The organism is Prevotella lacticifex, assembly GCF_019973375.1.
GTDB classification, from domain to species: domain Bacteria; phylum Bacteroidota; class Bacteroidia; order Bacteroidales; family Bacteroidaceae; genus Prevotella; species Prevotella lacticifex.
The window spans coordinates 2323900-2339974 of the sequence record NZ_BPTV01000001.1 but is presented as its reverse complement, the minus strand read 5'-3'; the positions used below and the strand labels follow the sequence as shown (position 1 = coordinate 2339974).

Sequence of the window (16075 nt, the reverse complement as noted above, 5' to 3'; positions counted from 1 at the left end):
TTATAGGGAAGAAAAAGTTGCATCCGAGATGATAAAAGTGCGTAATTGTTTGGTTATTAGCTAATTATTTTGTATCTTTGCAGTGTAAAAAGAAGAGGGGGCACAAAGTGCACTAATCGCACAAATACCATAAACCCCCTCTTCAAAAATAAAAATATATGACAAAAGGTATTAAGAGCCTGGCGGTTGAGAAACCGCCTTCGGGCGTTTGTGCCTATCGTCACATTCATTTAAACGGATTACATTGTGACATATTGTCTTCTATGTCGGCTTAAATGAAAGAGCCCTTTCTTCACGTTATTTTTGTTTGGCCATTTTGCAAGCCCTGGCTGAGGGCTTGCATGATTTGGCGTGGTCGGGATGATGGTGGATTAGAATCCTCCGAATCCTCCCATCGGCCCTCCGTGGCCTCCTCCTGGTGGCGGTCCCATCGGTCTGTCGCCACGTCCTCCCGGTGGTGGTCCCATAGTTCCGAATCTCCGGTCGCGCTCCTGGCGCATTTTGTCGCGTGCTTGCTTGCCGCCGAAGAGGTTCAGCCGGTAGCTGGCATGGAACATAATGTAGCTGTTGATGGAGTTATACTCTGTATCAGTGCGGCTCATGGCACTTATGGACCGTGTCAGGTTGCTCTGCTGGTGGAGGATATCGTAGAACTGAACGCTGAGTGTCAGCGCATTACCGCGGAGCATCGACTGCGATATCTGGGCATTCCACAGCAGCTCGTTGGTGTTGAGCGAGGCATCGCTGTAGCCACGGCGGCTCTGCTCGTGGAGGTCGGTTGAGATGCTCATGTTCCACGGCAGCGTCACATTTACGTTCGCACCGTAAGCAAACTGCCACGTATTGAGGTTGTTGGCAGCCTGGAGGTTGTTCTTCGTATGGGTGTAGTTGGCCGATCCGTCGAGCTCCACCTCAAGCCAGTTGTTGCGGTAGCTTGCCGAGAGCCGCTCTCCGATGGTCGAGCTGTTGGTGATATTCTTCTCCATAGCTTCCATATTCTTTAGCTGTAGGTAGCTGGCATAGCGGTTGTAGCTGCCGGTAGTGAAGGTGTTGATATTCCATACCCCGGCTGAGTCGAGACTTGTATTGAACATCAGGGCGGCGTTGGCATTCCAGTTTCCGTTGACATTGACGGGTTTGACGGTACGCGCTCCGGTCACCGAATTGTAATAGACACTGTTGCCTATGCCATTGCGCGTGGTCGAAAAGTTGACGAACGTCATGAGACTCTGGTAGTATTTCTGCCTGAAAGTGTTGTAGAAGAACCTGAAGTTATTGGTGAACGACGGTTTCAAACCCGGGTTACCGACCGACACATTCTGCGGATCGGTGTTATCGGTGATATCGAGCAGCTGGCTCATTGAGGGCTGTGAGGCCGTTCCACGGTAATTGATGCGGAGGTTGCTTCTGTTGTTGAACTTATACCGGAAGTCGAAAGTCGGACTCCAGTTCACCACGTTGCGTGTTGTGTCGACGTGTATTCCGAGGTAGTCCTGCATATAGCTTGAGTGCTGGGGCTGTAGCATCGCTCCTACGTTGAGGCGCCATTTCGTGCGGTTCATGCGCAGCATGAGCTGGATGTTCTGCGTGTAATTCTTGTACTCGGAGTATCTGCTGAGGTCCTGGTCGAAATAGTTGTCAATCTGATTAGGGAGCAACGACAGATAATTGTTCCACGAACGGTAGGCCGGTGTGATTCCGGCGAATGTTCCCGCGGGCAGTTCCGAGAAGTCGTATGTGGCCCTGTCGCTCTTCGTGAAGGCATATTTCCACTGATAGGAGAACTGAAGATACGTCCTGAAGGCTATAGGCTCGCTGTAGGTAGCCTGCAAAGCGTAGTTCCACGACTTCGTAGGCATGGTGTTGAAGCGGTAGGCCCGGTATGTCGAGTCGTCGCCGAGGGCGTTGGCGAGCTGGAAGAACTGCAGGTCCTGGGTAGAGAATGTCTTTGAATCCTCGTCGTCATAACCTGCGTCGACGCGTGCCGTGATATTCCGTCCGCCATGTCCGAGCTTACGGTTTATCTGCAACATACCATTGAGTTTGGTCGCATCGCCGTATGTGATATTCGTTGTGCGCTGCGTGTTGACCATCAGTCCCTTCTCGTCGAGCTTTGCAATCTCCTCCTCGTCGAGCGGTGATGAGGTGTAATCGTACGGATCCTCATTGTACGATGCCGACGTGCTGACCGTGTTTCCGTCGCTTTTGGTGAGCGTGATGTTCGGTCGGAACATCACATCCCAGTTGCTGTCGGGAGTCCATTCCAGCCTGAACCGTCCGTCCCAGGAGTTCGACCGTGTGTAGGTCTGCGACAGACTGGCACCGTAGGAGCCCTGTGTGGCGACGAAATTCTCCGTCGACACCTTTGTGCGCTGGTCGCCGTCGGAGTGGTTCCAGCGTATGGAGCCATCCCACTGCAGCGTCTTGCCGTTATTGTAGTTGAGGTTCAGACCGAGCATCTTTGTGGCGTTGAGGCCCTGGCGCATAGCCCCGAAGCCTCCCCGCGGTCCGCCTCCGAATCCCATGTCGTTGACATTGTTGGCATTGCCGAACATCATCATCCTGAACTTGTCGTTGAAGTAGGCAGCCATACCCCTCTCGGCATACCTTCCGTGGGTGCCGATGCCGAGGTCGATGTTCGAGAAGAGTCCCTTGTTCATGCCTTTCTTCACTCCGAAATCGAGAACCGTCTGCTCCTCACCGTCGTCGATGCCCGTGACGCGGCTGAGATCGCTCTGCTGGTCGTAGGCCTTGACGGTGTTGACGATGGATGTCGGCAGGTTCTTCATGGCCGTTTTCGTGTCGCCGGTCATGAATTCCTTACCGTCGATGAGTATCTTCTTTACTTGTTTTCCATTGATTTTTATTGTTCCGTCGTCGCTGACCTCAGCACCGGGGAGCTTCTTCACGAGAGCCTCTAAGGTGGAGCCCTCCGGCACCCGGTAAGCCGCGGCATTGTACTGGAAGGTGTCGTTCTTCACGACAACCTTCGGGGGAGTGGCCGTAACGGTCACCTCCTTCAGTGTGTGGCTGTCGCTGACGAACTCCAACGTTCCGATTTTCACATTCTGATTGTTCGAAACGGTGACGTTCTGCACTATCGTCTTGTAGCCCACATAGCTCGCGCGGACGAGATAACGTCCGTTGGCCGGTGCTACGAGTGCAAACTGACCCTTCTCGTCGGTCGTCACTCCCGTGACATAAGTCGAGTCGGCGTTGTCCTTCAGGAGCTGTACCGCAGCATAAGGTACGGCCTCCTTCAACTCACCGTCGTAAAGACTTCCGCTGATGGTGCGCGTCTGGGCTTCCGCACCAATCATCACAGACAGCAGGAAGAATAAAAGTAGATATTTTCTCATTCGTTTATTGATTTTGTTGCAAAGGTACTGGTTTTTCGTGGCGTGGCCTATTTTTTTCAGCGAACACTCATTATTTTTCAATAAATATACCATTCGGGGGGCTGTCGGGTAAATTAATTTATCATAAAAAGTGTGGATTTGTTGTAAGTTAGGAAATAAATGCCTAAATTTGCCTATCGCAACGCTGAATAGTGGAAAAAGACTATAAACAATAGAACATAAACAATAAAAACACAGACTATGTTAGACGTAAAAGCAACACTGAAAGACGCTGAGACACGAATGGACAAGTCGGCAAACTATCTTGAGACTGAGCTCTCGCGTATCCGTGCCGGCAGGGCCAATGTGGCTATCCTCGACCAGGTCCGCGTCAACTCCTACGGACAGATGGTTCCACTGAACCAGGTAGCAACAATCAGCACTCCCGATGCACGTACCATTGCCATCCGCCCTTGGGACAAGAAGGCAATTCGCGACATCGAGAAGGGTATCATGGACAGCGATGTGGGCATCACGCCTGAGAACAACGGCGAAGTGGTCCGTCTGGCCATCCCTCAGCCTACCCAGGAGCGCCGTAAGGAACTCGTCAAGCAGTGTAACAAGATTGGCGAGAAGGTGAAGGTGGAGGTGCGCAACGCCCGTGCCGAGACCAAGGACAAACTCAAGAAAGCCATCAAGGACGGCCTCTCGGAGGACAACGAGAAGGACGCTGAGGCAGAGCTCCAGAAGATTCACGACAAGACAATAAAGAAAATCGACCTCCTCTTAGCCGACAAGCAGAAGGAGATTATGACTGTTTAAACGAACAATAATGGGTGGGGGAAGACGCCGTACCGTCAGCACAAAGGCTGCCGGAGGTGTCTGTCCTCACTTTTTTGTATCCATAATCTATGCACGGATTAGTAATCAAGAACACCGGAAGCTGGTACACCGTCAAGACCGACGACGGCGAGATGGTGGAATGCAAGATTAAAGGCAACTTCCGCCTCAAGGGCATCAGGAGCACAAACCCCGTGGCCGTCGGCGACAAGGTGAGCATTGTGCGCAACAACGAGGGTACGGCGCTCATCACCGACATCGACGACAGGAAGAACTACATCATCAGAAAGTCGCCGAACCTGTCGAAGCAGAGCAGCATCCTCGCTGCCAATATCGACCAGGCCTTTCTCATCGTCACCGTTGCCCATCCCGAAACCTCCACGACATTCATCGACCGCTTCCTTGCCGGAGCCGAGGCTTACCGGGTGCCGGTGACGCTGGTGTTCAACAAGACCGACCTCCTCGACGATGACGAGCTGAGATATCAGAAGATGATGATCAACCTCTATGACTCCATTGGCTATAAATGCATAGAGACAAGTCTTGCGCCCGCGACCACCGCAGGGCCGTCGGCGATCGCCGATGACGACCGCCTCAGGGCCTTCGAAGCAGGTATCGCTACGATAAGCAAGGACATTGAGGGCAAGGTGACGCTCCTCTCGGGCAACAGCGGGGTGGGGAAGTCGACACTCATCAACCGCCTTATACCCGGTGCCGGGCGCAAGACGGCCGAGATAAGCGACGCCCACGACACGGGAATGCACACGACAACCTTCAGCGAGATGCTCGAGTTGCCTTCAGGGGGATATATCATCGACACACCGGGAATAAAGGGTTTCGGAACCTTCGACATTGAGAGGACGGAGCTCACGAGCTACTTCCGTGAGATTTTCAAGTTCTCGGCCGACTGCCGTTTCTCCAACTGCACACATACCAACGAGCCCGGTTGTGCCGTAAAGAAAGCCGTGGCCGACCATTACATTGCCGAGAGCCGCTACAACTCCTATCTCTCCATGCTCGACGACAAAGACGAAAGCAAGTACCGCGAGGCCTTCTGACCCCCGTGGATTACTTAATCCTGTGTGCACCAAAATGGCAAGTGGCAATGGTCACACCTTGTAAAGAGGTGCGCGTAACACCTTGATAACTAATGTGTTGTGCGCATTTGTCGTAGGAACGAGGTCTATCCGTGTCCTCGCATTAGCATGTCATTTCTTTAAAAAACTTGTCAGTTGCTGGCAGGACGGGGATAAATCCCGTACCTACGGCGGTAGAATGCTGCAAGCGTTTAATTATCAATGGTTTGCATAAGATACTTTTCTTGCCAAGAGAGTAGTGACAGCCATGGTATTACGCAGTCCGACGGTTGCACTATCTCGTAACTTCAGCCATTGGATAATGACGATTCTCGATTATCCACTCCACAGTCTCAAATATGTGAAATATCTTTACACCATTTCAATACATGCCGTTTTGGCTTGCGAAACGGTCCATTTCGTCGTCTAAAACGGTCCGTTTTGCAAGCTGAAACGGGCTGTTTCGCAACGCAAAAAGGCATGATTTGTAAGTCGTTGATAATCAGATAGTAGCAGAGGGGAGTCCAAATTGTGTGATTGCTGAAATACTTTTACATTATGATAGCGGATTTATGCCCTTATTTGTTGCCCGCTTTACTCATCGTTTACGGCATAGCAACGTAAGCCAAAGGGCATTGCGGTCTCGGCAGTGCCTCTTTGCTAATACGGAAAAGGGTGGCAAAGAATTTCTCTTTACCACCCTTTGGCAGAATGAAAAATGTCCGTAAATGATTGATAATCAAACTCGATGACTAATTCAAATAGAGCTTGCCGATGTCAGAACTTATTCCGAAGGAAATGCAGCATAACCGTAGTCGACATTATTCTTCCTTGATTTCCTTGGCGTGGTTCCATCCGAAAGCAGCCTTATAAGCATCGCCCGAACCTTTGGGTACCCACAGCGTGATTTTGTCGGAGATGCGGAAGCGCGACAGAACTGGCGGCATAGGCCATTTGATGTGGATGTTCCTTGCCGCCACATTGCCAAGTATGCCGTTATTCTCGACTACCTCCAATGAGGCAGGAAAGGTGATGGTGTTGAGTTCTGAGCCCGTGGCGAGGGCATAAACGCCAAGGCTTTTCAGAGCCGAATTTTCCGGAATGCGTATTTCTTTCATGCCCGTGCAGTTTTGGAAGGCATAGCTTCCGATGGTTGTCACGGTCGCTGGAATGTCGATGTAAGACAGGTTCCCGCACATCCTGAAGGCATCGTGGCCAATTTCGGTGAGGCTCTTGGGCAGGACGATGCTGTCGAGCTTGCAACCAGCCACGAAGAACGCGCGGTCGCCCAAGACGTTCCGCCTCTGCACGTAGCTCCTGTCGACATCCTCAATGCACTCTTCGACGGCCGTGTCGCCATCCTCGACTAATTCGCAGTCGCCCATATCCAACTGCCGCAGGTTCATCGTCGAGGCCGTACTTATCTCCACCTTGCCGCCATTGGCATCGCGGTAGGTGGTCATCGACCTTACGCTGCGCTTGAGGAGGAGGCGCAGTGTGCGCATGTCGGCCGTGTTGAGCTGTCCCGTGAGCTTCAGCGATGTGAGGTTTGACCACGCTGCCACGTTCCCGCCCATGAGTACAGGCAGCTGACCGGGGTGCCCGACATTGATGGTCTCGGATGATTTGAGGTTGCGCGGCCACTGGTGCAGCGTGACCTTCACGGGCTTGCCCAAGTGCAGACCACCGTCCTTATAATAGTTAAAGGTGATGGTGGCCTCGCGACCCAATCCTTCGTTCTTGTCGACGTCGAGAACATAAACCATGTCGTAATAGCCTCTGTATACGGCCCTTGACCCTTTGGCATCAGCAAATTGCGGGCTCTCTCCCCTCATCTGATGGCTCTCCTCCTTCACCCACGCTGCGTCGACCGACAGCTTTGAACCTTGTGGTAAGCCGTAGAGCGTGGAATAGACTTTTATAAAGACGTAGGCTTTGCCTCCTTCGCCCTCGATGTCGACGTGGGGAGTTTCGGCTATCACCTTCTGGTCTACGGTATCGGTTTCCTCTGTTGGCTTGTCGGGTGTTACGGGCGTGTCCTCGCTGTCCTTGCATGAAGCCAATGACAGGAGTGTGAGGAGAGTGGCAAAAAGGCAGGCGGCAGTGCGGCCTTTGCTGAATACAGCGATATGTTTCATGTTTCCTTAATTATTAGTTTCAGCTTGTGCTTCGTTGTTAATGTTTTTTGTAAGTTTCTGAGGAATAAAGAGTTACTCAGGCCTCATCGATCTGTGGGCTTTGTGCTGACTTCATGGTGCCTGACCAAAAAGAAATACTATCCACAATGACAAGACAAAGGTAGCAATAAATGCTGATAATAGTATCGTCGATGCTGGATTTTTTTATTATTTGAATGGTGATTGCTCCAAACATGTTGCTATCTTGCGCCAACAGAACAGCGGTTGCGGCGCTGGAGGCTCGCCGCATGTGTGCCTTCGGCACTTTCTTGCGGGTGATACCGGTGTGGAAATCTGATTTCTCAGAATTCGTTTTGATATTTCCCCATCGACCGGTATCGTTCGGTGCAGATTTGCCTTTTATAAAAGAAGAAATGAAGATTTCTCCGGATTTTATCTTCTATAGAAGAAATTCTTTGTATATTTGCACGGTTTATTAATTATAGAAGATATGGGGAATATCATAAGGAAACCTTATCTTGACAAGATAGAGCAGGCTTTTGGTAAGGACACCATTATCGTCCTTGTAGGTCAGAGGCGTATTGGTAAGAGCTATCTGCTCAGACAACTGAGGGATGAAAAGGCCAAAGACGGTTCCAACAACATCATCTTTGTAGATAAGGAGAAGAAGGATTTTGACGCCATCAGAGACTATCGGGATCTGAACGCCTTCATTGATGAACATCGTGTGGAGGGTAAGACAAACTATATCCTTGTGGATGAAATTCAGGATATAGAGGAGTTTGAACGTACTGTGCGAAGCTATCGTGAGGAACCCGACACGGAAATTGTCATCACGGGTTCTAACAGCCTTATGCTCAGCAGTGAACTGACAACGTTGATAGGCGGCCGGTATAAAGAGATATATATTCAGGCGCTGAGTTATAACGAGTTTCTGACTTTCCATCAGCTGCCCGACAACGACGAGAGTCTGTCAGAGTACATCAATCTCGGCGGGCTGCCGGGATTGCAGAAGATAGGGCTCGACGAGAATGACGCACGGGAATATCAGCAGGATGTGCTGAACACGGTTTTGCTCAAGGATGTCATTATGCGCAACAATATCCGCAATCCTGTCTTTCTCGAGAATCTGGTGCGATTCCTTGCTGACAACACGGGGAAGATTATTTCGGCCAACAGCATCTCAAAGTTTATGAGAGGGCAGGGCCAGAAAATCACCTCTACGGCCGTCATCAACTATATCAAGGCTCTGTGTGAGACATACGTTATCCATAAAGTCAGCCGTTATGACATCCATGGCAAACGGCTCTTTGAGACTAACGACAAATACTACTTTGAGGATAACGGCATCCGTAACTGCTTGGGAGGCGGCAACCGTGAGGGCGATATTGAGAAGGTGATGGAAAATGTAGTCTATAACCATCTCGTACGCTTAGGCTATGAGGTGACCGTAGGACAGCTGCAGGCATCAGAGATAGATTTCGTCTGCTCGAAACCAACCGGAGAGCGCGTTTACGTGCAGGTGGCATATATCATCGCCGACGATGCTACACGGCAACGGGAGTTTGGCAATCTGCGTGCCATCAATGACAATTATCCCAAATACGTCATTTCCATGACACCACTTGTGAACCGTAACGACGATAACGGCATAATACATCTGAACCTGAGAAAGTTCCTGACGGAGGGACTGGTATAAGAGCAACAGCTCAGGTTGGGTGTCATGTATGGAATTGTTATTTCCAAGATGCCTTTCCCCTATGGCTGCGGAGTGGAGAAAGAGGACCGGAAGAGGTTGTCTGGGGTGGTTTCAGACCAAGGGCGTAGACGTGACAACGAATTATTTGCAGGCAAATTCAAGCATTAGAAAATAATTTCATACCTTTGCATATTGAACAATAAAAACGACGACTATGCGCCCGATCATCACTCATTTTACTGACGACGACCTTTATAAGTTTACTATGTGCTGCGCCGTGATAGACAACTATCCGCGTGCGCAAGTGAAGTATGTGTTCAACGACCGCGACAATACCGTCTATCCCGACGGCTTTGCAGCGATGGTTATGGAGCAGGTGGGCTATCTCGAAGAGCTGCGCATCACCGATGAGGAGGTGGCTTTCATGAAGCGGAAATGCTACTACCTGCCCGACTGGTTCTATATCTATCTGCGCGGATTCAGATACAAACGCGAGTGGGTAAAGGCCTGGCAGGACGACGAGGGTCACCTGCATATAGAATTTGAGGGCCAGTGGGCCGAGGTTATACTCCTCGAAGTGAAGGTGCTCGCCATCGTCTCCGAACTCTACTATATCGTTACCGGTCAGGACGGGAAATTCGACTACGACAGCTATTACGCCAAGGCGCAGAAGAAAGCCGAACGGCTCATCGCCGCCGGCTGCAAGTTCTCCGATTTTGGTACGCGCCGCCGTGCGTCATTCCGGACCGAGGATGTGGTGGTGAGGGCCATGAAGGACGCTCGCCAGGGACCGGGACTGTTTGTCGGGACGAGCAATGTCTACCTCGCCATGAAGCATGACCTCACTCCCGTCGGTACTATGGCCCACGAGTTCATTGCCGCCATCGGCGGAATGTATGGTCCCCAGATGGCCAACCATATAGCCATGAACGCATGGCGCCACACTTTCAGCGGGGCTCTCGGTACGTTTCTCTACGATACCTTCGGGTGGAGTATTTTCGCGCTGAATTTCTCGGAGGACTTTGCCAACCTGTTCAAAGGCCTGCGCGTCGACTCCGGTGACAATATGGACCAGCTGCGGAAAATCTGTGCCAAATATGAGTCGTTAGGTATCGATCCGAAAACTAAACAGGTGATATTCTCCAATGCCCTCGACACCGATTCGGTGATCGACCTGCAGAAGAAGGCCGAAACGATGGTGCAGCCGTCGTTCGGCATAGGAACGAATTTCACCAACGACTACGACGGCATCCACCCCATGAACATCGTTATCAAACTTGTGGCGGTGAAGATTACGGAGTCGTGGCCTTTCTACAACGATACGTGCAAGATTAGTGAGGACGACGGCAAGCACACGGGTAAGCCCGAGGTGATCCGCCGGTTTATGGATTCCATACACCTGAAATAACCTGGCGGAGCCGGAAAACGGCTGCGCTGGCAGCAGGAAAACAAAAAAACGGGATTCCTCCTCCGTGTGTTACCCGTCGGCGATGGATTTGCCGGCCGATACAGCACGGAGGGGGAATCCCGTTTTTAGGTGTTAATCAGAAGGTTTACTTCATCTGCAGGACGACGATCGACAGTGCCGGCAGAGTGGCAGTAACGCTGCCTCCTGACTTTAGCGTTGCGTCACCCAAAATCTCCTACATGTCAAATAAAGGCTTGATCTGCCCCTGCTCGTCGGTCAGAAATAAGGTTTTATTGATGATTTTACCATTGGGCAGCTTTACATATACAGTTGGAATCGTCTTGGCAATCTTTAGAACCTTGTCTACACTCATGTGTATGCCATATGATGGCAGCAGCCTCTGTAATTCCTTATATACTTTGTAAGCAATGAAGCAAATGCAGACATGCGCTTCGATACGTCTTTCGGTAAAATGGAACATAGGTCTCATCTCCAAATTGCCCTTGCTGATTCTAAAGGCACGTTCAACCACCCACAACCCGGTATACTGTTTTATGACATCCTCACCGCTTAAGTCTGTGTTGGTTATGTAGCCTTTCAGGCCATCCCACTTTGCATCCTCGTCAATTTTCTCTTGATTAATAGTGACTTCCACGCCCTTGCTTATTTCAAGGAATTTATTGTAGCCACGCTTGTTAATCTTGTCTTTTGTGATTTTTCCACTTTTGAATGACTTGCGCAGTCTTTCAACTCCTTTGTTGCGGTTGTAAGCATCTTTCTTGGCGCGCTTTTCGGAATAACTGACAACCAGTCTCTCGCCATCGCCGTGAGATGTCTCGTATACCTTCTTGTCCTCCTTTTCCAAGGCCAAAACCCAATCGCGTATTTTCACATTCTCATTCTTTATTCTCGCACCGATGACATATTTGTATTGGGCTGATTTAAGCAGTTCAATGTTTTTTGAGCTCATCAGACCAGCGTCTGCAACGACAACAAAATCCTTCAGGGAGAACTTCCTGACAAAATCGTCTATTACAGGTATCATGGTGAATCCTTCATACTGGCTTCCGTTGAATATGGAATATGACAAGGGGTAGCCATCTTCACTAACAAGCAGACCCAGTACAATTTGTGCCTCCTTACTCTTACCGTCCTTGGAGAATCCTGCCTGCCGCATGTCTGCCTCTGGGCCTGGCGATGCCTCGAAGTAAAGGGTGGTTACGTCGTAGAACATTATCTCTATCTTTCCACCGAGAATCTTCTTCGTATGTTCGACGCTTATCTGTTGTACAAGTTCCTGTCGGGTGTTGTAGAGCTTGTCCATATACCTGTATATTTGGAAATGGCTTATGTCTTCGTCGAAGTAAGACTTCAGGTAGGCAGAAGTAGCAAGCTTGCTTTGCGGCTCGCAACATCTGGCTATAACAAGATGCCTGAGAATGTCATCTCCCACCTTGTCAAAGCCTATGCTGTCATAGACACGTCCAAGTATAGTTTGAGGAGCGTTCAATAGGAATTTGCTTATGTGCGACAAGGCATAGTCAATATCGGCCTCTGTCTTGTCCGTCCCGTCAAAGTCCAAGTACTGCATACCTCCATAACGGCGGAGCCACAACTGTGCGTCCTTAACCAGCGCATCAGCTTCCTCATCAGTAGATGCCACACCAAACTTCTTTACTTCACGGAACTTGCCGCGGCTCTTGTCCACTACAATCACACTAATGGTGCCTGACCTATTCTTCTTTTTGCGTATAAACATGACGCAAAGGTAATCAAAATCGAGTTTGCGTCACCCTAAATTCAAGGGTAATTTTATAACTACTTCATTATCAAGTAGTTAAAAATGTAAATATTTTTTGCGCTAAAGTCAGGAAAAAAACGGGATTCCTCCTCCGTGTGTTACCCGTCGGCGATGGATTTGCCGGCCGATACAGCACGGAGGGGGAATCCCGTTTTTAGGTGTTAATCAGAAGGTTTACTTCATCTGCAGGACGACGATCGACAGTGCCGGCAGAGTGGCAGTAACGCTGCCTTTCTTCATCTTGAAGTTCTTGAAAGGAGTTTCCTTGATTCTGTCGGGATGCTGGAAGTCGTTGTAGGCGGTGAGTGCCGGTGTCGTCAACTGCGAACCGCTGACGCTGCGTACGCTGCCGTTGTCGAGGCTGACGGTGACCGTCTGCTTCTTGTCGAGCGAGGTGTTGGCCAGCGCTACGACGATGCTGCCGTCCTTGGCCTTTGCCGTCGATACCGATACGTCAGGAATCTTGCCGTCGACCATGCTGGCCATGTGGCCACCCTCAACAGTCATCGAGTCGGTATGGACATCGGCCGGGAGGTAGGTGGCATCCTGGAACGGACGGTACATGTGGAAGACGTGGTAGGTAGGTGTGAGTACCATGTGGCCTTTGCCGATGGTGTCGGTGAGAATCATCGACTGCAGGACGTTGACCACCTGAGCGATGTTCGCCATCTTGATGCGGTCGGTATGACGCTGGAAGATGTTCAGCGACAGTGCGGCGACCATGGCATCGCGCATGGTGTTCTGTTGATAGAGGTGGCCGCGGATGGTTCCCGGCTCCTCATCCCACCATGTACCCCACTCGTCGACCATCAGTCCGACCTTCTTCTGCGGGTCTTTCTGATCCATGATGGCGGTGTGCTTCTTTATTACGTCCTCTATCTGCATGCTCTTGCCGATGGTCCAGTAGTACTCCTGTGGTGTGAACTCGGTGGAGGCGCCCTTCGATCCGCTCCATCCCTTCACGGTGTAGTAGTGGAGCGAGATGCCGTTCATGCGGTTGCCGACACGGTCCATGAGCACTTTTGTCCAGTTGTAGTCGTAGTCGCTGGCACCGGAGGCAATCTTGAAGAGGTTGTGGTGGTCGTAGTTGCGGCAGTAGGTGGAATAGCGGCGGTAGAGGTCGGCATAGTATTCCGGCCGCATGTTGCCGCCACAGCCCCAGCTCTCGTTGCCCACACCGAGGTATTTGACGTTCCATGAGTGCTGGCGTCCGTTCTTTCTGCGGAGGTTGGCCATCGGTGTGTCGCCGTCGCTGGTCATATACTCTACCCATTTGGCCAGTTCCTCAACGGAGCCCGAGCCTACGTTGCCGCTGATGTAAGGCTCGCAGCCGAGGAGCTCGCAGAGGTTCAGAAATTCGTGTGTGCCGAAGGAGTTGTCCTCGATGGTGCCACCCCAGTTGTTGTTCTGCATCTTCGGACGTTGTGAGCGCGGTCCTATGCCGTCGCGCCAGTGATATTCGTCGGCGAAACATCCGCCGGGCCACCGCAGCACGGGCACCTTGAGGTCCTTGAGGGCGTTGAGCACGTCGGTGCGGTAGCCCTCGGTGTTGGGGATGTTGGAATGAGGTCCTACCCACAGTCCACCATAGATACACGAGCCTAAGTGCTCGGCGAACTGTCCGTAGATTTCCTTTGGAATGATTGTCTTGCCCTCACCGGTGTGAATGGTGACGGTGGTCTCTTGCGCCTGCAAGCCTGTTGCGGCCACAAGTGAAAGAAGTGTCAGTTTGAATTTCATCTGTCAGTAGTTATGTTTTTTATTAAAAAGTTTGGTTACATTATTCTTCAATGATTACGCCTCCCATAGCCGGGATGGTCACTCTGAGTTTTCCGCTTGCCGGTATGCGCACCTTGCGCATGTGGGTATGGCGTGCTCCGTCCTCATAGTAGAGTGCCGATTTCTTTCCGGCGAGCATCGGCAACTCGAGGGTTCGTGTCATACTCTTGTTGGTACCGTTGATACCTCCTACGAACCACCGTCCGGTATTGCCGTCCTTGCGTGCCACGACAGCGTAGCGGGTGGGGTAGCCGTCGATGAATTTCACGTCGGTCCACTCTACGGGTATGCGGTGGAGGAAGTCTTTCTCGAGGAAGTTCAGGTTGTCGACCACATTCGGCGTTATGGCCACGCAGTTCACGCTTGTCTGGTTGGTGATGGTCGTGGCGAGCTCGAAGAGCCGACTTGTATAACGGCGATGACGGCTCTTGTTGTCGCGGCTCATATAGTCGTTCATTATCACTCCGCCCCAGTCGAAGCTGCCCACGGCGTTGCGTGCGAAAGGATGCATTGACATCTCGAAGCCCTCCTGCTGTGCGTGGTGCTCATCGAAGAATATATTCTCACTGGCCAGGGCTGCCTCAGAGGCGATGTAGTTGGGGTACATCCGCTCCCATCCCCGTGGCAGCGTACAGCCGTGGAAGATTACAGCGAGTCCGTAGTCGTTGGCATCGCTGAGGATGGCCTCATAGAGCCGCATCGTTTCCTGCTTGTCGCCACCGAAGAAGTCAACCTTTATTCCGCTGACACCAATGTGCTGGAGCCATTTCATCTCCTGCTTGCGGGCTATGGGGTCGTTCATTATGCCGCGAGGAGTCTGGGGGGCATCGTTCTCGGCACCGTTGGAATTGTACCATAGCATGAGCCGGATGTTCTTATATTTGGCATAACGGGCGAGGCGCTCTATGCTGTCGCGGCCGATATTCTGGTCCCAGTTGTCGTCGACGAGCACGTACTCATAGCCGAAATGATTGGCGAGGTCGATGAACTGACGCTGGTCGTCGTAGTTGATAGAGGGGTCCTGCCATACGAGCCAACTCCAGGTGTAACGTCCTGGCTTATAGTCGGTCGTCGGCTCATATTTGGGTTCGAGAAGATCGAATGGAATGGTGGTCTCGACTATAGGGCTGAGGGTAGTGCCGAGGGTTATGGTGCGCCATGGCGTGACGGCGGGAAGGGCGACGGCAGCGTATGGCGATCCGTTGCCGTTGTTCTCGCCGGTCTGCGGAAAGGCGATGGTATAGCCGTTGTCGCGGCTGTAGTCGGATAGGCGTGAGCCTACATAATTGCCGTCGACACCTGTCTCGCTGACGAGAGCCCAGCCGCGGTCGCCGACATGGAATAGGCATGGGAAGGTGTAGCCTACACCGTAGAGCGATGTGGTGTCCATGGGAGCGTCGGCGGTATACTCCTCCTCATACGATGGCTTGGTGCGCTGCCATCCGCTCATGGGCTTGGCCTGCGGACAGAGGAAGGTTGTGGTGATGGAGTCGGGAAAGTTGAAACTGCTTGCCTCCGAGAAGATTGTTGCAGCCTTAGGGTTGTCGTTCTTCTGCCGTGGCAGTGAATAGCGGAAGGCAATGTCGTTGTTGGCTACGACGAAGGTAACGGTCATCGTGTTGCCCCGTGAGCTGACAACGCTGATGTCGGCAGCGTTGGCGTGGAAGTCGGCGTGTGCTTTCTTCGTCCGAGTCATGTCGTAACTACGGTCGACACGGTAGTCGCGTGAGGCTTTGATGGCGAGTCCAGTGGTGAGGTCGCCAAAGTCAGCCTTAAGACCGAGACGCGACGGCTTGAGCATGCGTTGTCCGTCGTAGTCGACGGAGTAGGTGAGGAGCCCTGCTGAGTCGCTGACGTTGACCGTGAGCTTGCCGTCGGGCGATGTTATTGTCTTGTTGCCCGCCCATGCTCCGGTAGCCGCGAGCATAATGGTGAGGGCAAATAGCGTTGTTCTTTTCATATTCTTTCTTGTTTATTATCCGGTATAAGTATTCTT

9 protein-coding genes are annotated in these 16075 nt (G+C 51.6%); 4 read left to right on the top strand and 5 right to left on the bottom strand.

The annotated features are described in order from the left end of the window. Window positions 1–371: 371 nt before the first annotated feature. Entirely contained in the window at window positions 372–3359 is a 2988-nt protein-coding gene (locus LDN30_RS09205) for a TonB-dependent receptor (protein WP_223926354.1), read from the bottom strand. Between the two features lie 240 nt (window positions 3360–3599). Here LDN30_RS09205 and frr point away from each other — a divergent pair, with 240 nt between their 5' ends. Together frr and rsgA are read left to right on the top strand one after the other, a co-directional pair. Next, the gene (gene frr / locus LDN30_RS09200; protein ID WP_223926353.1) at window positions 3600–4160 is read left to right on the top strand and encodes a ribosome recycling factor; all 561 of its coding nucleotides are present in this window, start codon (window positions 3600–3602) and stop codon (window positions 4158–4160) included. An 89-nt stretch (window positions 4161–4249) separates the two neighbouring features. After that, a complete protein-coding gene (gene rsgA / locus LDN30_RS09195) occupies window positions 4250–5236 on the top strand; it encodes a ribosome small subunit-dependent GTPase A (RefSeq protein ID WP_223926352.1) in 987 nt (328 codons plus the stop codon). A gap of 839 nt (window positions 5237–6075) precedes the next feature. On the opposite strand, the gene LDN30_RS09190 is transcribed toward rsgA, so the two are convergent. Next, window positions 6076–7392: a leucine-rich repeat domain-containing protein gene (locus LDN30_RS09190; protein WP_223926351.1), complete on the bottom strand. Its 1317-nt coding sequence runs from the start codon at window positions 7390–7392 to the stop codon at window positions 6076–6078. Window positions 7393–7882: 490 nt separating this feature from the next. Here LDN30_RS09190 and LDN30_RS09185 point away from each other — a divergent pair, with 490 nt between their 5' ends. Together LDN30_RS09185 and pncB are read left to right on the top strand one after the other, a co-directional pair. Then, window positions 7883–9091, top strand: a complete 1209-nt coding sequence (locus tag LDN30_RS09185) for an ATP-binding protein (RefSeq protein WP_223926350.1) — start codon at window positions 7883–7885, stop codon at window positions 9089–9091. A 214-nt stretch (window positions 9092–9305) separates the two neighbouring features. Continuing rightward, window positions 9306–10499: a nicotinate phosphoribosyltransferase gene (gene pncB, locus LDN30_RS09180; RefSeq protein ID WP_223926349.1), complete on the top strand. Its 1194-nt coding sequence runs from the start codon at window positions 9306–9308 to the stop codon at window positions 10497–10499. Window positions 10500–10734: 235 nt separating this feature from the next. Here the strand turns inward: pncB and LDN30_RS09175 are convergent, their stop codons facing one another. The 3 genes from LDN30_RS09175 to LDN30_RS09165 form a co-directional block, all read right to left on the bottom strand. Continuing rightward, window positions 10735–12258, bottom strand: a complete 1524-nt coding sequence (locus LDN30_RS09175; protein WP_306432741.1) for an IS1634 family transposase — start codon at window positions 12256–12258, stop codon at window positions 10735–10737. 216 nt (window positions 12259–12474) lie between these two features. After that, window positions 12475–14040 carry an alpha-N-arabinofuranosidase gene (locus LDN30_RS09170; protein WP_223926348.1) on the bottom strand — a complete coding sequence of 522 codons (1566 nt, stop codon included), beginning with the start codon at window positions 14038–14040 and terminating at the stop codon, window positions 12475–12477. A 40-nt stretch (window positions 14041–14080) separates the two neighbouring features. Further along, window positions 14081–16039 carry a glycoside hydrolase family 97 protein gene (locus tag LDN30_RS09165; protein ID WP_223926347.1) on the bottom strand — a complete coding sequence of 653 codons (1959 nt, stop codon included), beginning with the start codon at window positions 16037–16039 and terminating at the stop codon, window positions 14081–14083. Between the last annotated feature and the right edge of the window lie 36 nt (window positions 16040–16075).